This window comes from Brevibacillus humidisoli, from assembly GCF_020923435.1.
Classification (GTDB): Bacteria; Bacillota; Bacilli; order Brevibacillales; family Brevibacillaceae; genus Brevibacillus_E; species Brevibacillus_E humidisoli.
On record NZ_CP087263.1, the window covers coordinates 1,080,425 to 1,097,660 of the forward strand.

Genomic DNA, 17,236 nt, shown 5'->3' on the forward strand with positions numbered 1-17,236 from the left:
ATTTATGCGTGTCGTTTTGACTGGAGGAGGAACAGGAGGACATATCTATCCGGCGCTGGCGATTGCTGGTGAGCTGAAGCGTCTGGAGCCGGAGGCCTCTTTTCTGTACGTAGGAACAAACAAAGGACTGGAATCATCTCTCGTGCCTCGACAGGGAATTCCCTTCGAGGCCATTGACATTTCCGGATTCAAACGCAAGTTGACATTTGAAAATGCGCGCACGATCTGGAGGTTCTTGCGGGCGGTCTCCCGTTCCAAACAGATTTTGCGCGAGTACCGGCCCGATCTGGTTGTCGGGACCGGTGGTTACGTATGCGGTCCGGTTGTCTATGCCGCCAGCCGACTTGGCATTCCCACGTTGATTCACGAACAAAACGTCGTACCGGGTCTGACCAACCGATTTCTGGCTCGCTTTGCCAGCAAAATCGCCGTTTCATTTGAGGAATCGCTTGCTTACTTCCCGAAGCAGAAAACCGTGTTCACCGGCAATCCGCGAGCCACTGAGGTGATCCATGGAGATGCCGAAGCGGCAAGGCGATCGCTCTCGATCCCAACCGACAAAAAAATTATCCTGCTGGTCGGAGGAAGCCGCGGGGCGAGAGCGATAAACGAAGCCACCCTGGTCTTGTCCGAAGCAATGAGTGAGTTCACTGATTGCCACTTTGTCTACGTAACAGGTGAAGTACATTACGAAACGATCAAAGCCACGCTGCATGAACGATCAGGCAGCCCGGACAATCTGACGCTGCTGCCATACGTTCACAATATGCCCGATCTGTTGGCTGCCACCTATGTGAGCGTCAACCGTGCTGGAGCATCTACTTTGGCTGAGCTGACTGCGCTTGGGATCCCGTCCATTCTCATCCCGTCTCCTTATGTGACCAACAATCATCAGGAAAAAAATGCCCGCGGTTTGGAACGGGCAGGAGCTGCGGTCGTGCTGCTAGAAAAAGAACTAAGCGGGGCGACGCTGAAGCAGGCACTTGCGTCTATCCTCGGCGACCAAGACAAGTGGTCACAGATGCATGACCAGTCACGTAAGATAGGGAAACCGGATGCAGCCCGACAGATTGTCCACCTGCTCAGGGGGACACACTGACTAATGCCCGTTGGGCGTTTGTCACGCTGCCATCTTCCTTCGCATAGGATGAAGCAAACACGTGATCAGAGCAAGTTCCGACCTAGCATTCGTGTCAGGAGGTTAACCATGAGGCATATCGCAGAAAAGCTAACAGCAGCAGGTATCGGAAAAGTGTGGTTGGATGAACCTCTGGCCAATCATACGACTTGGCGAATCGGGGGACCTGCCGACCTGTTAATCCAGCCAAAAGATAAAGCATCGCTGCTTTACGCTGTCCAGTTGATTCATCGTCACAATATTCCTTGGAGTGTAATTGGGCGCGGTTCCAACCTTCTAGTGAGGGATGGAGGGATTCGAGGAGCTGTGTTCAAGGTGGCTGAGGGCTTAAGTCACTGTGAGTTTAAGGGCGAAGAGGTGTGTGTTGGTGCCGGGTACTCGATGATCCGTCTGACGGTGGAAGCGGGAAAACATGGATTAACAGGTTTGGAGTTCGCTGGGGGCATACCTGGCTCGGTTGGTGGTGCCGTCTACATGAATGCAGGGGCGCACGGATCGGATCTGTCACGTATTATTAAAGAAGCTGAAGTCCTCTTCGAAGATGGTGAGACAAAGGTGTTAACCAACGAGGAATTGAAGTTCCGTTACCGCACGTCGCTGCTGCAGGAAAAAAAGGGGATTGTGTTGGAAGCGGTGCTTCAATTGCGCAAGGGTGATCGCAAAGCAATCTCGGCAGCCTTGGCTTCCAACAAAGATCGACGCCGTCAGACGCAACCTCTGCAGCTGCCCTGTGCTGGCAGTGTGTTCCGTAATCCACCAGGTGACCACGCCGGGAGATTGATCGAGGCGGCCGGTTTGAAGGGATATACCTACGGGGGCGCACAAATCTCGGAGATACACGCCAACTTCATCGTCAATCGTGGAGGTGCCTTGGCTACCGACGTCCTCACCTTGATGGAGCATGTACGGACCGTAGTCAAAGAAACATTTGGAGTCGACTTGCATCCTGAAGTATTGGTGGTGGGCGAGGGGTAACACGGAGGTGAAAGTTTGGAGACTTTTACTATCGAAGGTGGAAGACCTTTGTCCGGAACTCTTCGAATACAAGGAGCTAAGAACGCTGCCCTGCCCATTCTGGCTGCTGCCGTGTTGGCAGAAGGGCAATTCCATATCTATGACGCACCTCACCTGAAGGACATCGAAGTGATGATTGAAATCTTGTCGGCGTTAGGTGCAAAGGCGGTTCATGCAGATGGGTGTGTAAGCCTGGATACCACCTCCATCTCGGTAACCCATGTGCCAGACGACTTGATGGGCCAAATGCGATCTTCCATTTTTTTGATGGGCCCCTTACTCGCACGTTTCGGTGAAGTAACCATTTCCCGTCCCGGTGGCTGTGCCATTGGCGAACGGCGGATCGATCTACACCTCAGCGGACTCTCCGCGCTGGGGGCAAAGATTGAAGAAGTGGAAGGATACATCACGTTCCGCGCCACACAACTGCGTGGCACCAACATCTTCCTCTCCTTTCCCAGTGTGGGCGCTACAGAAAACATCATGATGGCGGCCGTATATGCTAAAGGAACGACACGGATTTGCAATGCAGCGAGGGAGCCGGAAATCGTCGATCTGCAGAACTTTCTCAATGCAATGGGAGCGCGGATCCGTGGAGCCGGAACCGATACGATTGAGATCGACGGTGTGTCATCCCTGCGTGCCGTCAGTTACCGGGTGATTCCCGACCGGATCGTAACCGGTACTCATATGCTAGCCGCAGGGATCGCTCAGGGACATATCGAATTAACCAACACCATCCCCGAACATCTTACGGCACTGATTGAAGTGGTGCGAAGCTGCGGTGTTGAAATCAAGACCCACCATGATATAATGGAAATAAAAAGTACTGCGCGCCCCAACGCCATTGACAGAATCATCACGTCGCCCTTTCCGGGGTTTCCGACAGATTTGCAGGCGCAGATGATGGTTTTCCTGGCACAGGCCAGGGGAACAAGTGTGATTAAAGAGACCGTCTTTGAAGGAAGATTCAAACACGTCAATGAATTGGCCCGAATGGGAGCATCTATTTACGTCGATCTAGGCACAGCCTTTATCCGAGGTGTTGACAGACTAAGCGGTGCTGCCGTGGAAGCGACCGATCTGCGAGCTGGAGCAGCACTCGTACTTGCTGGATTGGGTGCGGAAGGTACAACTGTTGTGGAAGAGGTTTGCCATATCGACCGCGGCTACGAACGACTGGATTGGCAACTGCAGCAGTTGGGAGCTAACATCGTTCGCAAAACATGATAGTGCGTGTTCGATTCAGGGACTTCCTTGCCGTTTCGTACACCTCTATCGCTATAAAGAAGCACGAAGATAGAAAGCGGCATATGGATGTATGCCGCTTTTCAATCGTTACGCCCTGTTGGGCGCCCGTGAACAGAGGGGCTACGGAGGAATAGAGATGGACGCGTACGATCAACGTATACCACAGTTGAAACAGCCGAAGCCAAAAAGAAAAGGGAACCGCAAATTGATTACACTGCTTACGTTGTTCTTTCTTGCGCTGCTGGCTGTCCTCTTTTTTCGCTCTCCGTACAGCAAAGTGGAAGAGATTGTCGTATACGGGAACACTCTCTACACCAAGGAGCAAATCGTGGCGGCATCGGGTCTTAGCGTCGGTATGCAGTTTTTAAACGTGTGGGAAAGCCGCGTACATGAAAACATGCGCCGATTAAAAGGAGTGGAAAGCGTTTTAGTAACCAGGGACTTTCCTGGATTGATCAAGCTGGAGGTTCAGGAATACGATCGAGTTGCCTACTTCCTCTCATTAGAAGATGGAACAAAGGTTTTCCCTCTGCTGGAAAACGGGTATGTGCTTAATGACACCGCTATGAAGCAACTGGCTGTGGACAGGCCTTTGATTCGTTCGTGGAAGGACCCCGATCTGCTTCCAGCTTTGGCCAAAGCGCTGGCTCAACTATCACCGGCCGTCCTCGCACAGATTTCCGATATCTCTCTCACTCCGACACCTTACGACAATCAACGAATCACACTTTACATGAGAGATGGGAATGAAGTGCGCAGTGTAATTCACCAAGTGGGAAGGAAACTGGCATGGTATCCGTCCATTGTCAACGAGATTCCGAAGGGAGAGAAAGGAATCATTTACCTGTTGGAAAGTGCATGGTTTAGCAAGTACAGTAATTCTGAAACGGAGGACGTAGCACCATCCGAAGAAAAAAAGGAGTCAGCAGAGGATGAAAGTGCGTAAAGACTATATTTACCTCTCTATCGTGACACTGACCACCGGCTTTTTAATCTCCCATTCGATTGAGCTGACAAAACTGCGTGCCCTTGAACGGGAGGGAGATCGGCAGTGGCAGCAAGAAACCAAGTTAAACGAACAGATTGTGAAAGAAAAAGAGCAAAACCGCATTTTGGAAGTACAGTTGCTTGCCTTGCAACGGCAGGTAGCCAAGGTAGAGGAAGAAGTGGCCGAGCATCAATCGGAAGCGGCAGCGGTACTGGCAGAATTGGAGGCGGCACGGATGATGGCAGGTGTCATTCCTGTTGAAGGTCCCGGAGTAGTGGTCACCTTGCAGGACAATCCGAATGCCTCGCAGACGGGGGATGTGATGAAGAACATTGTCCACGAGCAGGATGTAACGCTCGTTGTCAATGAGCTGCGAGCCGCCGGAGCGGAAGCGATCAGCATCAATGGTCAGAGATTGGTGAGCAATTCCGCCATTCGCTGTGTCGGTCCGACGATTATTGTCAACGGAGTGAAGTCCGCCACTCCGTTTGTGATTACGGCGATCGGAGACTCTGCAACCCTGAGTCAGGGATTGCAACTGCCTGGCGGCGTCGTGGACAGGTTGAAAGACTTTGTCCAGATATCCGTCGAACAGAAAGATCTGCTGCAAGTACCCGCTTTTGTCGGAGACATCTCATTTGATCAAATTTCTTCCTAATCCGGTACTCGTCCAATAGACCTACCTCCCCCACTTTCTTTAGTCAAAAAGAAGGATGCGTTTATATGACAGGAAACGACCGTAAAATCATGTTTATTCTGGCTGCTATTAGTGCTATCATTGGTGTTATGCTGGCAACCCAACTGCGCAGCAACCTCAGTCCGCAAACCACGGAGTCTCGCAGCATTACGGAACTGCGCAGCACGCTGCAAAAAGAGCTGGAAAAGCATAAAAGTTTGCTAGCTGACATTTCCAAGTACGAGCTGTTGTTTTACCAGTACGAGACCGCTCTGGATGAAGGGGAGAGCGTTGAGGTAATGAAGGAAGAGCTGGCGAGGGCCCGAAAGCTCGCCGGGATGGTTAGTCTGACCGGTCCGGGAATTACCGTACGGATTGTTGATGGGGTACATCCCCAAACGATGCTGCTGCCGGAGCATGGCACTGATACTGGTACAGGAGAGACGGACCTGGACGGTGACTCGAAACAGGAGTTAGATGAAGTGGCGGAGGACTCTCCGTTTTCCGTCTCCCAGGACCAGACACCATCTGCACCGAATAATGGTTCAGACTTTACAGATAATGGAGGGATTGCGGCAACTGAGATCAGGGGCGATGATGAAGCGTCAGGAGATGCCGAAAATCCCGTAGGAAATCCGCCGCCGCTCTTGATGGGTGAAGATTTGCACTTGTTGGTAAACGAACTGCTGGTGAATGGGGCGAAAGCTGTTTCCATCAATGGACATCGGCTCATTGCTACCAGCGCGATCCGAAATGTCGGGAACAGCATACAGGTTAACACGAAGTTCATCCAACCTCCCTATGTGATCAAGGCTTTGGGTGATCCTGAGACCCTGATTTCAGGATTGAAATTGGCCAATATCGAGGGATATTTTCAATTGGTGAACAAGACAGTGCTGACGGAAAAACATGAGCAGCTCTATATTCCTGCGTATCAGGATGAGCAAAGTGTACGATATATGAGACCTGTGAAAGCAAAAGGAGATTCGTAGCATATGTGGCTTCCACTCATTGGGCTGATAGCCGGCATTGTTCTCGGGTTTGTGTTGGACCTGCGAGTTCCACAGGAATACAGCAGTTACGTTTCCATTGCACTTCTGGCCGGATTAGATACGATTTTTGGCGGCATTCGCGCCTATTTGGAACGGATGTTTAACGTCCGTATCTTCATGTCAGGTTTTTTCTTTAACACGTTGTTCGCCGCAGGATTAGCCTTTTTAGGGGCGTTTCTCGGCATCGACCTGTACATGGCCGCGATTGTAGCATTTGGTGTCAGGCTGTTTAACAACCTTGCCGTGATTCGCCGGATCATCTTGTCCAAATGGCTTAGCCAGCGGCAGTAAGGTTTTAGTCGAATCGTACTTTTTTTAAAAAAATCATAACAGAAAAAAGGGAATGGTTGACCTGTGTGGAATAGAGTATGCAGGTGTGTTTGTGATCAACAACAAGTCGTAGCAGAGGAGGTGTCAACGGTTTGGTAAACAACCATAATGAGCTGATCGTCAGCTTAGATATCGGAACGTCCAAGGTGCGCATCATGATTGGCGAAATAGACGGCGGGACGATGAACATTATCGGCGTGGGACAAGCTCATTCCGAAGGGATAAAAAAAGGGGCTATCGTCGATATCGACCAAACCGTGCATGCCATCCGTGAAGCTGTTGACCATGCCGAGCGCATGGTGGACGTCTCAGTAAATGAGGTGTTTGTCGGCGTTACCGGCAATCACATAGAGTTATTCGATACACAAGGCGTTGTCGCCGTCTCCAGTGATGACCGGGAAATCAAAGAAGAGGATATCGAACGGGTGATTCAGGCGGCCAAAGTGGTGGCCATCCCTCCTGACCGGGAAATCATCGAAGTTGTTCCCAAAGAATTTATTGTCGATGGTTTGGCTGGCATCAAGGATCCCCGGGGCATGATCGGTGTCAGGCTGGAGATGGAAGGGATGATCGTCACTGGCTCCAAGACCGTGATTCACAACATTGTGCGGTGTGTGGAGCGGGCCAACCTGCGTATTGGCGGCATTTTTCTGCAGCCGCTTGCCGCAAGTCGTGGGGCTCTGACCAAGGATGATAAAAACATGGGAGTGGCCCTCGTCGACATCGGTGCTGGCTCCACTACCGTAGCGATATTTGAGCAGGGGCATATGGTTGCCACCTCGGTAATCGGGATCGGTGGAGATCATATCACCAACGACATCGCCCTAGGATTGCGGACTCACACGGAAGCCGCAGAAAAGGTAAAGGTAAAGCACGGCTGTGCATTGGTCGATGAAGCTTCGGAAGAAGAGAAGTTTAAAGTGAGTCGGATTGGCAGCGAGGTGGAGAAACAGTTTACCCAGGTTGACTTGGCGACGATTATTGAACCGAGAGCTGCGGAGATTTTTCAACTGATCGAAGAAGAACTACATAGGCTCGGGTTTGATGAGATTGCCGGCGGGTACGTCCTCACTGGTGGTACGGTATCGATGCCAGGCATGGTGGAGTTGGCCAAGGAAGAGCTAAGCGCTCCGGTGCGGATCGCCATACCGGACTACATCGGCGTACGTGACCCAGCTTACATGACTGGTGTCGGATTGATCCAGTATGCGGCGGCCCGTACAGCCAACCGAAGCGAGCGCGCAGCTGCAACCGTAAAGGCAGGCTATAAATCGACAGCATCTAACCGACAAAAAGAGTCCGGTACACTGCTGGAACGAGTCAAAAACTGGTTTAGCGAGTTTATCTAAGCTAAGTGATCGCGTTAGATAGGGATACCTGGGGAGCTCTCGTATGCTCGAGTGAGGAGGAACATGCAGGATGTTGGAGTTTGACTTGGATCTTGAACAATTTGCGCAGATTAAAGTAATCGGCTGCGGCGGCGGCGGCAGCAACGCTGTTAACCGCATGATCGCCGGCGGCGTACAAGGTGTCGAATTCATTACGGTCAATACGGATGCACAGGCGCTGCAACTGTCCAGTGCCGATATAAAACTGCAGATCGGTGAAAAGTTGACTCGTGGACTGGGCGCTGGCGCCAATCCTGAAGTCGGCAAAAAGGCAGCGGAAGAAAGTCGCGAGATGATCGAAAACGCATTACGCGGTGCCGACATGGTGTTTGTTACGGCGGGTATGGGTGGCGGCACCGGTACCGGTGCTGCGCCGGTGATCGCTGAGATCGCCAAGGAACTAGGTGCTTTGACGGTTGGAGTGGTCACCCGTCCTTTCTCTTTTGAGGGTCGCAAGCGGTCGCTGCAGGCAGAGGCGGGCATTGCCAATCTAAAGGATAAAGTGGACACACTGATTGTGATCCCCAACGACAGGCTGTTGGAAATCGTCGAGAAAAATACACCAATGCTGGAAGCGTTCCGCCAGGCTGACAATGTCCTCCGACAAGGTGTACAAGGGATCTCCGATCTGATTGCCACACCAGGGCTGATCAACCTCGATTTTGCCGATGTGAAGACGATCATGACCGAACGCGGATCGGCACTGATGGGGATCGGTGTTGCCAGCGGCGAGAGTCGCGCCGCCGAGGCAGCCCGCAAGGCAATCTCCAGCCCGCTGTTGGAGAGTTCGATTGACGGGGCGCGCGGTGTGTTGATGAACATTACCGGCGGCACCAACCTCAGTTTGTACGAAGTAAACGAAGCAGCTGACATCGTGGCTTCTGCAGCCGATCTCGATGTAAACATGATCTTCGGAGCCGTGATTAACGAGGACCTCAAGGATGAGATCGTAGTCACCGTGATCGCTACCGGCTTTGAAGAACATCAGAAGCAAAAAGCGGATGCAGGACGTGCGGCACAGCAGAACACCCGTCCGGGGCAGTCCGGAATGGCGGCCCAAACGCCGCGCTCACGGGATGAGGAAGATGTAAAATCAATGCTCTCTATGAGCAATCTGGATAATCTGGATATCCCGGCATTTCTGCGGAATCGCCGGCGGAAAAAATAAGCTGAGATTTCCTCAATAAGGATGGGGAAACAAACTAAGTCGAACAAAAGTCCTTATTTGGAGACCAAGCTCCAGGTAGGGATTTTTTTCTTACATGGAAGCAGATGAGAAAATAATAACGGATCGACTGGTTGGCGCACATGGACCAAGCTCTTTATGGGGGAGGAGGATCTATGATAATACGAATGGACCACTTTGTTTTAACTGTAAAAGACCTGGATGTCACATGCCAGTTCTACACGACCGTTCTCGGTATGGAGATCGTTACATTTGGCGGCGGAAGGAGGGCACTGCAATTTGGTGAACAAAAAATCAACCTGCACGAAGCAGGCAAAGAGTTTGAACCAAAAGCTCTACGTCCGACACCAGGATCGGCTGACATCTGCTTCGTGACGGATACTCCAATCAGTCAAGTAATATCCCACCTGCAGGCTTGCGGAGTGGAAATCGAAATGGGACCAGTCAAACGAACGGGCGCCGTCGGTCCGATTCTCTCTGTCTACCTACGGGATCCAGACCAAAATCTGCTTGAGATCTCCAACTACGTCTGAAGAATATCCTACACCAATGTTCTTTCTCCACTGTTAAAAGGCCACCTTCTAAACTAGCATCCACCGACCGACACGGTCAGTTTTGCGTGTAGACAAAACCTCGGTACAGGCGGAGAGTAGCTCTTTTGCGGAAGGAGCGACTCTTGCCAACCAGCTCAGCGGAGCCAGTCCGAAGCGGGGGCTTTCGGGCGCAACCCTGAGGTACTTCGTAGCGATGACCACTTTTTGCGACCGCCCGCTTCGGACTGGCGCAGCGGACAGTCCCACTTCCTCGCTGGTTGGCAACGAAGCGACTGGAGGAAAAGAGCTACTCTCCCCCGCCCCGCCCCTTTGTCTACAGGCTGCACTGACCGACACGGTCAGTTTTTTTTATCTAACGAACCAGCAATTGTTGAGTTCTGCTTTGCACCGGGTTTGTCCGATGAAACAGTCTGCATCGGGAATAGCAGTCGGCAAAAAGGCCAAAAACAAGCTCCTCTTTCGACATGTTCGGTTCTACAAAAAAAGTGAAAAAAGCTGTCAAGAAGCGACAGACTTTACATACACATTAAGATATACTGTTTTTGCCAGGCGGGGGGTGAAGACAGTATGGTGGTTTACCTTGATATCATCATACTCCTCAACTTTGCAATTGATACCTTGTTGCTGTGGTTTACAGCTTACTTTCGCAAGGCAAGAATCGTCTGGTGGAGGCTGCTGGCAGCAGCAGCATTTGGGTCTACGTATATCGCTTTCTTTTTTCTGCCGTCATTTGCCGGTATGTATCAGTGGATGGTCAAGCTGCTCTTTTCTGTCCTGATGCTGTTGATCGCCTTTGGGTTTCCTCGGCTGCTTGCATTTGCCCACCATCTCTGTGTGTTTTACTTTGTGGCATTTGTATTTGGCGGTGGCGTATTTGGCTTGAACTACTTGTTGGCTTCACAAAGTGAAGTGATGAATGGGATTCTCGTGACCCACAATGATGGATTTGGGGTAGGTTCCAAGCCGACGCTTCTGGTGCTGGCAGCCGGCTTTGCTCTGGTCTACATACTCAGCCGCAATAGCTATCGAGCGATTCAAGGTCCCCGACAGATCGAATCGTTTCTGGTAGAAGTATGCGTGAAGGTAAACGGTGAGAGTGTGATCTGCCGTGGTTTAGTCGATACCGGCAACCAACTGCAGGAGCCGATTACCCGTATACCGGTGATGATTATGGAGAGCAAGTTGTTGGCTCATCTATTGCCTGCGGGGCTATCCGACCGCTTGGCTCAGTTGAATGGTATGCTGGACGGATTAGACGATCTGTTTGATTCCATGCGGGATGAGTGGCAAGCCCGTTTGCGGGTGATTCCCTACCGCAGTGTCTCACGAGGAATGGATTTTCTCTTAGCGGTGAAACCGGATGTCGTGGTTATCGTCCAGCAGGGAGAGCGGTTTGAGTGCCGACGTGTTCTGCTGGGTTTAAATCCACACCCATTGTCAGCGGACCAGACCTATCAGGCGATTGTCCATCCCGCCTTGGTGCAGCAGGATCCGGAAGGGACTGCCAAATCTATCAAACAGGAGGGTTAGCAATTGTTCGTTAAATTCCGTCTCCAACTGCAGCTGCTATGGTATCGTATCTTGATCGCTATCGGGGCACGTGCCGAGGAAATCTACTACATTGGGGGCAGCGAGGCACTGCCGCCACCCCTTACAAGAGAAGAAGAAGAGCTCCTGCTCGCCCGCCTTCCGTCCGGAGATGCTGCCGTTCGCAGTATGCTGATTGAACGCAATCTGCGTCTGGTGGTCTATATTGCCAGGAAGTTTGAGAATACCGGGATCAACATCGAAGATTTGGTCAGCATCGGAACAATCGGCTTGATTAAAGCAGTCAATACGTTTGATCCGCAAAAAAACATCAAGCTGGCTACGTATGCTTCCCGCTGTATCGAAAACGAGATCCTGATGTACCTGAGGAGAAATAACAAAATCCGTTCTGAAGTTTCGTTTGACGAGCCTTTGAATATCGATTGGGATGGCAACGAGCTGCTGCTCTCTGATGTACTAGGTACCGAGAACGATACGATTTACCGCAACATCGAAGATCAGGTGGATCGCAAGCTGCTGAAAAAAGCGCTGGATAAGCTGTCTGATCGTGAGCGGACGATCATGGAGCTGCGGTTCGGATTACGAGGTGAAGAAGAGAAAACGCAAAAGGATGTGGCCGACCTGTTGGGAATCTCTCAATCGTATATTTCCCGATTGGAAAAGCGAATTATCAAACGGTTGCGCAAAGAATTCAACAAAATGGTCTGACGCATATTTTCCCCATCCGAGGAGATACTGTTCCTAAACCGTACCAGAAAGTGGATGCCGTTACCGGCTCCCTTCCTGCGTTTTAAGGAGACGGAAGCTTTTCATACTCCAGAGGAGGGGAAGGACATGACGCGCAACAAGGTGGAGATCTGTGGAGTAGATACGTCGAAGCTTCCTGTATTGACCAACAAGGAGATGAGGGAACTCTTCGAACGACTGCAAGGAGGCGAGCATTCGGCACGAGAGAAACTGGTCAACGGAAACCTGCGGCTGGTCTTGAGTGTGATCCAGCGGTTCAACAACCGGGGCGAATATGTTGATGATCTGTTCCAAGTTGGGTGTATCGGTTTAATGAAGGCGATCGACAACTTTGACCTCAGCCAGAACGTCAAATTCTCAACGTATGCCGTTCCGATGATTATCGGAGAAATCCGGCGTTATCTGCGTGACAACAACCCGATCAGGGTCTCCCGCTCCCTGCGTGACATCGCGTACAAAGCGCTGCAGGTACGGGACAACCTGACCAATCGGCATTCGCGCGAACCAACTATTACCGAGATATCCGACGAGTTAAACGTCCCAAAAGAGGATGTTGTGTTTGCCCTCGATGCAATCCAGGATCCGGTCTCGTTATTCGAGCCGATTTATCAGGACGGCGGGGATCCGATCTATGTGATGGATCAGATCAGTGACGAGAAAAACAGAGATGCCCTGTGGGTAGAGGAGATCGCCCTGCGTGAAGGAATGCACCGCCTTGGCGAGCGTGAAAAAATGATCTTGTCGATGCGTTTTTACGAGGGCAAGACACAGATGGAGGTAGCCGAGGAGATCGGGATCTCGCAGGCGCAGGTGTCGCGTCTGGAAAAAGCGGCAATCGCCCACATGCAGAAACACGTGCAATCATGACCATAAGCTTCCCGATGGGGAAGCTTTTTGTATGGTCGAATGGACATAAACCCGGTTATCCACATATACATAAGAGTAGGGGAGGCCAAAAAAAGTGGGTGAGCAGGTGTGGTGAAAATCTCGGACTTCCAGACGAAGGAAGTAGTCAATATTCTGGATGGACGCAGACTGGGACAAATCAGTGATCTGGAGATTGACCTGAGGCTAGGGCGGGTAGACGCCATTATCGTTCCTGGGTCGGGGCGGTTTCTCGGATTATTCGGCTCAGGCAACGATCATGTAATTCCCTGGCGAAACATTGTGAAGATTGGTAAAGACGTAGTACTGGTCCGGTTGGAGGAACCGGTGCGGATAGAAGGAAAACAGACGAACGAAGAGGATTATACCTCTTGATGGCTCCTTTGCGGGCGATACAGATAAGATGCGCATGGCGTGTCTTTTTTTCTTGCAGTTGCCCCGCAAGGGAAAAACCCGGTAAGATGGGTGTAGCGGAAAGCAGAGAGGGAGAGAAGCTGATGGAACCGTTTCAAATCGTTGCACAGACAGATACGCTCCGACTCAACGGATGGGAACAGCGCTGCCCTGGTCTTGTCGCCGGATTTACCCTGCGCAGCGGCGGGCTTAGCGAAGTGCCGTACGACTCTCTTAATCTGGGGCTGCATGTAGGGGACAACCCTGACCATGTCAGAAAAAACCGGCAAGTCGTCTGCCGACAGGTCGGGTTTGATTTTGAGGCCTGGACATGCGGCGAACAGGTACACGGCACGGCTGTAGAACAGGTGACCGATGCGCAGCGGGGGTCAGGTCGCGAGCGGGCAGATAGAGCGATCCCGGCTGTAGATGGTCTCTATACAGATAAAGCGGAGATTTTGCTGACATCGTATTATGCTGATTGTATCCCGCTGTACGTCCTGGACCCGCAGAAGCGAGTAATCGGCCTCGCGCATGCCGGCTGGAAAGGGACGGTAGGACGGATCGCTGCGGTTATGTTGAGAGCGCTGGAGGAGAGTTACGGCTGCAAGCCGGATGAACTGTTAGTGGCTATTGGCCCCTCGATCAGGGGGTGCTGCTATGAAGTGGACGAAAAAGTGATGGAGCACGTGCGAGGTTCCACGGCCAACTGGAAACAAAGCGTGCAGCCGGGCGGCGATGGTCGCTATATGCTGGATCTGGCAGAGCTTAATCAGCAAATTCTGATCGAATCAGGTGTACCTTCCAGCCATATCAGTCGGTCCAACTATTGTACAGCCTGCAACGGTAAACTCTTTTTCTCCCACCGCCGGGATAAGGGACGTACGGGACGGATGGCATCATTTATTGGCTGGAAAGCGAAAGGAGTAGAGTGACAGTGGTGAAATCAAGCATATCACAGGAACAAATCCGCCAACAGTTGGAGAAAGTGGAGCAACGGATCCAAGCGGCTTGTCAGCATAGTGGGCGCCAGCGCGACGACGTACGCATCATCGCCGTCACAAAATACGTAGATACGGAAACAGTTGGCCAGATTCTGTCGTGCGGCCTTACCCATATCGGCGAGAACCGTGTGCAAGATGCGCTGCCCAAGTATGAGGCTTATCAAGGACAGGCTACCTGGCACTTCATCGGCCATCTCCAGACCAATAAAGTAAAAGAGGTGGTCGGTCGCTTTCACTATATACATTCCCTCGATCGTCTGTCGCTGGCACAGGAGATCGAGAAGCGGGCGGCTGCTCTGGGGATCGTCGTGCCCTGCCTTTTGCAAGTCAATATCTCCGGTGAAGAGACAAAATTTGGGCTAAATCCCGATGATGTCTTGGCTTTTGTCCATGAAACAAGTAATATGAAACATATAAGGATAGCCGGATTGATGACGATGGCACCAGTTGTCGAAGATCCGGAGCAGGCACGTCCAGTGTTTCGCGAGCTACGAGCATGGCAGAAACGACTGCAGGAACTCTCCCTGCCCAACGTTACTGCCGAAGAGCTGTCGATGGGAATGTCGGGCGACTTTGATGTGGCGATTGAAGAGGGAGCCACCTTCGTGCGCTTGGGATCCGTTTTAGTGAAACCAGAGATGACGTAGAGCCGGACTGGATGATACCCGCTGGCAACCAAGGAGGGTGATAAACAATGGGTGTAATGAATAAACTAGCTGGTTTTTTCGGCTTCGACAACGAAGAAATCATTGAGGAAATGGTCGAGGAGACACACGACGACGAAGAGGAGAATCATTCCAGACGGCGCAACGCAACTAGGGCCAACAATGTCGTCAGTCTGCACACTGCACGTGAGCAGACCGGTATTCGACTGATGCTGTTTGAACCTCGTGGTTACAACGATGCTCAGGATATCGCCGACAACCTGTGTCACCGCCGTCCGGTTGTGATCAACCTGCAGCGTGTCGAAAAAGATCAGGCGAAGCGGATTGTCGACTTTTTGAGCGGCACCGTGTATGCATTAAACGGCGACATTCAAAAGGTGGGAGAACATATTTTTGTTTGCACGCCCGAGCATGTTGACATTCAGGGAACTATATCCAGCGTGGTGGAAGAATAGCCGCCTGCGTTTTGTTGAGGTGAATCATGTATTATTACTTGACGTTGATCATCGGATACGTATTTAAAGTTTATCAGTTTATGATCATTGCCTATGTACTGATGTCATGGGTACCGCAAATGCGTGAAACCTCGATCGGCCAATTGCTGGAGCGGTTGGTGGAACCGTACCTGGCACCATTTCGGCGGTTTATCCCGCCGCTCGGCTTTATTGACATTTCGCCGATCGTCGCGTTGTTTGCGCTCTACTTTGCTCAACTGGGACTGATGTCCTTACTTCGAATGATCTTTACATGATTGAGGCGATTTAGGCGAGATGAGTTTATTCGATCACTTTCGTAAAGAAGAGCATCCTTTTGTTGAGCGGGCGCTGGAAATGCTGCTGCTAGTAGAGCAGCGGCAAACCATGCGCCTGACTGATTTTCTGGACCCTCGCCAGTTTTCCATCTTTCAAAGCCTAACTTCCCAAGTGGCAGATGTCCGGGTCGACGGTCGGGGCGGGTATGACGGTGCAGAACGCGTACGTGCTCTGTTGTATCCTGGCTACATCGTACCTGAGCAGGATGACTTCAAGCTTGTCCTCGTGCAGATCAAAGGAGACCAGCGCTTCGTCCAGCTCTCTCACCGCGACGTCCTCGGTGCGCTGCTGCATATCGGATTGAAGCGGGAAAAGTTTGGCGACATCTTGATGGACGGACAGGGTTGTCAGGTCATTGTGGCTCAAGAAGTCTTTGAGTATGTTCGGATGCAGGTAACGCAGATCCACCGCATACCGGTAGAGCTGGTCAGCGTGGGCTGGGATCAGCTGCGCATACCCGCAGAGCAGCGGGCGGAAAAAAACTTTACCGTTTCATCACCACGTCTTGATGCAGTCGTGGGGGAAGTGTACCGTCTTTCACGTTCCAAAGCACTGCTGCCAATCCGAGCCGGCAGGGCGAAGGTAAACTGGAAAGTGGTTGACGATCCTGCCTACATGCTGGCACCAGGAGATGTCGTATCGCTGACTGGTTTTGGGCGGTTTGAAGTGTATGAAATGGCGCCGACCGCGCGAAGCGGACGAATAAGAATCATAGTTGGCGAATACATGTAGAACAGACGATTTTTTTTGCGGAAAATGGCAGGAAAAGCGGTCAACCTGTCGAATTTTCAAAAAAACGACTTGGAATAAGGTGGGGTGTTCTCGTGCCGTTAACGCCGTTAGACATACACAACAAGGAATTCAGTACGGGATTTAGAGGGTACAATGTCGATGAAGTAAACGAGTTTCTCGATCAGATCATCAAGGATATGGAGCTTCTGATCAAGGAAAAGAAAGACCTCGAAGAGCGGGTAGCCATGCTCAATGAACGGGTCGACCATTATAAAAACATGGAAGAAAACCTGAGTAAGTCGATTCTTGTGGCGCAGGAGACGGCCGAAGAAGTGAAGTCAAATGCGCGCAAGGAAGCCCAGCTAATCCTGAAAGAAGCAGAGAAGAACGCTGACCGGATTGTGAACGAGGCGCTGGCCAAGTCACGCAAGGTGGCCATTGAGATCGAGGAATTGAAGAAAAGGGCTTCTGTTTACCGCATGCGTTTCCGTACCCTGCTGGAAGCGCAGATGGAAATGTTGGAAAACGGCGGTTGGGATGACTTGGAACCTGCCGACTCCGAGTTGGAAACGGTTTAGTAAGGTATTGAGATGGGGACGAGAATGGTTAAGCCGTTCTTGCGTTTGTTGACGAACGGGTCCGGATGGCTTTATAATAAATAGCAATCTTTTTATTTCCCAACTGTACATGACGACGATGAGCGGGACGAGTACGTGAACAGGTGAACTGCCTAGCGAGCCGGGGAGGGTGGAAGCCCGGTGAGTGCCGTCACGGAAAATCACCCGTGAGTCCAATAGCTGAACACAGTTTGGCGACCCAACTGTCAGTAAGTGAGCGTTTCATTCACGTTACGAATGACAAAGGCGGATAAAT

20 protein-coding genes are annotated in these 17,236 nt (G+C 51.5%); all 20 read left to right on the top strand.

The annotated features are described in order from the left end of the window. Positions 1–4 precede the first annotated feature (4 nt). A complete protein-coding gene (gene murG / locus LOK74_RS05320; RefSeq protein WP_230045548.1) occupies positions 5–1,099 on the top strand; it encodes an undecaprenyldiphospho-muramoylpentapeptide beta-N-acetylglucosaminyltransferase in 1,095 nt (364 codons plus the stop codon). 108 nt (positions 1,100–1,207) lie between these two features. Continuing rightward, positions 1,208–2,113, top strand: a complete 906-nt coding sequence (murB, locus tag LOK74_RS05325; RefSeq protein WP_230045549.1) for a UDP-N-acetylmuramate dehydrogenase — start codon at positions 1,208–1,210, stop codon at positions 2,111–2,113. Positions 2,114–2,128: 15 nt separating this feature from the next. Next, a complete protein-coding gene (gene murA, locus LOK74_RS05330) occupies positions 2,129–3,382 on the top strand; it encodes a UDP-N-acetylglucosamine 1-carboxyvinyltransferase (RefSeq protein ID WP_230045550.1) in 1,254 nt (417 codons plus the stop codon). A gap of 157 nt (positions 3,383–3,539) precedes the next feature. Continuing rightward, complete coding sequence (locus LOK74_RS05335) at positions 3,540–4,349, top strand: cell division protein FtsQ/DivIB (RefSeq protein WP_230045551.1); 810 nt, start codon at positions 3,540–3,542, stop codon at positions 4,347–4,349. Beyond that, positions 4,336–5,049 carry a DUF881 domain-containing protein gene (locus LOK74_RS05340; protein WP_230045552.1) on the top strand — a complete coding sequence of 238 codons (714 nt, stop codon included), beginning with the start codon at positions 4,336–4,338 and terminating at the stop codon, positions 5,047–5,049. Before LOK74_RS05335 ends, LOK74_RS05340 begins: the two co-directional genes overlap by 14 nt. Positions 5,050–5,114: 65 nt before the next feature. Further along, positions 5,115–6,059, top strand: coding sequence for a DUF881 domain-containing protein (locus tag LOK74_RS05345; RefSeq protein ID WP_230045553.1), 945 nt, complete (start codon positions 5,115–5,117; stop codon positions 6,057–6,059). Between the two features lie 3 nt (positions 6,060–6,062). Then, on the top strand, positions 6,063–6,410 hold the full coding sequence (locus LOK74_RS05350; protein WP_230045554.1) for a small basic family protein: 348 nt from the start codon (positions 6,063–6,065) through the stop codon (positions 6,408–6,410). Positions 6,411–6,541: 131 nt separating this feature from the next. Beyond that, entirely contained in the window at positions 6,542–7,798 is a 1,257-nt protein-coding gene (gene ftsA / locus LOK74_RS05355; RefSeq protein WP_230045555.1) for a cell division protein FtsA, read from the top strand. Between the two features lie 70 nt (positions 7,799–7,868). Further along, a complete protein-coding gene (ftsZ, locus tag LOK74_RS05360) occupies positions 7,869–9,005 on the top strand; it encodes a cell division protein FtsZ (RefSeq protein ID WP_230045556.1) in 1,137 nt (378 codons plus the stop codon). Between the two features lie 173 nt (positions 9,006–9,178). Continuing rightward, positions 9,179–9,556, top strand: coding sequence for a VOC family protein (locus LOK74_RS05365; RefSeq protein WP_230045557.1), 378 nt, complete (start codon positions 9,179–9,181; stop codon positions 9,554–9,556). A gap of 588 nt (positions 9,557–10,144) precedes the next feature. After that, positions 10,145–11,107: a sigma-E processing peptidase SpoIIGA gene (spoIIGA, locus tag LOK74_RS05370; RefSeq protein ID WP_230045558.1), complete on the top strand. Its 963-nt coding sequence runs from the start codon at positions 10,145–10,147 to the stop codon at positions 11,105–11,107. A gap of 3 nt (positions 11,108–11,110) precedes the next feature. Continuing rightward, entirely contained in the window at positions 11,111–11,833 is a 723-nt protein-coding gene (sigE, locus tag LOK74_RS05375; protein ID WP_230045559.1) for an RNA polymerase sporulation sigma factor SigE, read from the top strand. A 126-nt stretch (positions 11,834–11,959) separates the two neighbouring features. Continuing rightward, positions 11,960–12,739, top strand: a complete 780-nt coding sequence (gene sigG, locus LOK74_RS05380) for an RNA polymerase sporulation sigma factor SigG (RefSeq protein WP_230045560.1) — start codon at positions 11,960–11,962, stop codon at positions 12,737–12,739. A gap of 108 nt (positions 12,740–12,847) precedes the next feature. After that, on the top strand, positions 12,848–13,132 hold the full coding sequence (locus LOK74_RS05385) for a YlmC/YmxH family sporulation protein (protein ID WP_230045561.1): 285 nt from the start codon (positions 12,848–12,850) through the stop codon (positions 13,130–13,132). Positions 13,133–13,254: 122 nt separating this feature from the next. After that, entirely contained in the window at positions 13,255–14,085 is an 831-nt protein-coding gene (gene pgeF, locus LOK74_RS05390; protein ID WP_230045562.1) for a peptidoglycan editing factor PgeF, read from the top strand. Between the two features lie 5 nt (positions 14,086–14,090). Further along, positions 14,091–14,801, top strand: a complete 711-nt coding sequence (locus LOK74_RS05395; RefSeq protein ID WP_230045563.1) for a YggS family pyridoxal phosphate-dependent enzyme — start codon at positions 14,091–14,093, stop codon at positions 14,799–14,801. Positions 14,802–14,848: 47 nt separating this feature from the next. Further along, positions 14,849–15,274, top strand: a complete 426-nt coding sequence (locus LOK74_RS05400) for a cell division protein SepF (protein ID WP_230045564.1) — start codon at positions 14,849–14,851, stop codon at positions 15,272–15,274. A gap of 26 nt (positions 15,275–15,300) precedes the next feature. Beyond that, positions 15,301–15,570, top strand: a complete 270-nt coding sequence (locus tag LOK74_RS05405) for a YggT family protein (protein ID WP_230045565.1) — start codon at positions 15,301–15,303, stop codon at positions 15,568–15,570. Between the two features lie 19 nt (positions 15,571–15,589). Further along, on the top strand, positions 15,590–16,363 hold the full coding sequence (locus tag LOK74_RS05410; protein WP_230045566.1) for a YlmH family RNA-binding protein: 774 nt from the start codon (positions 15,590–15,592) through the stop codon (positions 16,361–16,363). Positions 16,364–16,455: 92 nt separating this feature from the next. Further along, on the top strand, positions 16,456–16,941 hold the full coding sequence (locus tag LOK74_RS05415) for a DivIVA domain-containing protein (protein ID WP_230045567.1): 486 nt from the start codon (positions 16,456–16,458) through the stop codon (positions 16,939–16,941). Positions 16,942–17,236: the final 295 nt, after the last annotated feature.

What these genes read in the sequence shown, in the direction of transcription:
- pgeF (WP_230045562.1), top strand. Translation starts at nt 13,255, where the DNA reads ATGGAACCGTTTCAAATCGTTGCACAGACAGATACGCTCCGACTCAAC.
- spoIIGA (WP_230045558.1), top strand. Translation starts at nt 10,145, where the DNA reads ATGGTGGTTTACCTTGATATCATCATACTCCTCAACTTTGCAATTGAT.
- LOK74_RS05340 (WP_230045552.1), top strand. Translation starts at nt 4,336, where the DNA reads ATGAAAGTGCGTAAAGACTATATTTACCTCTCTATCGTGACACTGACC.
- LOK74_RS05350 (WP_230045554.1), top strand. Translation starts at nt 6,063, where the DNA reads ATGTGGCTTCCACTCATTGGGCTGATAGCCGGCATTGTTCTCGGGTTT.
- LOK74_RS05365 (WP_230045557.1), top strand. Translation starts at nt 9,179, where the DNA reads ATGATAATACGAATGGACCACTTTGTTTTAACTGTAAAAGACCTGGAT.
- sigG (WP_230045560.1), top strand. Translation starts at nt 11,960, where the DNA reads ATGACGCGCAACAAGGTGGAGATCTGTGGAGTAGATACGTCGAAGCTT.
- murB (WP_230045549.1), top strand. Translation starts at nt 1,208, where the DNA reads ATGAGGCATATCGCAGAAAAGCTAACAGCAGCAGGTATCGGAAAAGTG.
- LOK74_RS05335 (WP_230045551.1), top strand. Translation starts at nt 3,540, where the DNA reads ATGGACGCGTACGATCAACGTATACCACAGTTGAAACAGCCGAAGCCA.
- LOK74_RS05400 (WP_230045564.1), top strand. Translation starts at nt 14,849, where the DNA reads ATGGGTGTAATGAATAAACTAGCTGGTTTTTTCGGCTTCGACAACGAA.
- LOK74_RS05405 (WP_230045565.1), top strand. Translation starts at nt 15,301, where the DNA reads ATGTATTATTACTTGACGTTGATCATCGGATACGTATTTAAAGTTTAT.
- LOK74_RS05345 (WP_230045553.1), top strand. Translation starts at nt 5,115, where the DNA reads ATGACAGGAAACGACCGTAAAATCATGTTTATTCTGGCTGCTATTAGT.
- murG (WP_230045548.1), top strand. Translation starts at nt 5, where the DNA reads ATGCGTGTCGTTTTGACTGGAGGAGGAACAGGAGGACATATCTATCCG.
- ftsZ (WP_230045556.1), top strand. Translation starts at nt 7,869, where the DNA reads ATGTTGGAGTTTGACTTGGATCTTGAACAATTTGCGCAGATTAAAGTA.
- LOK74_RS05410 (WP_230045566.1), top strand. Translation starts at nt 15,590, where the DNA reads ATGAGTTTATTCGATCACTTTCGTAAAGAAGAGCATCCTTTTGTTGAG.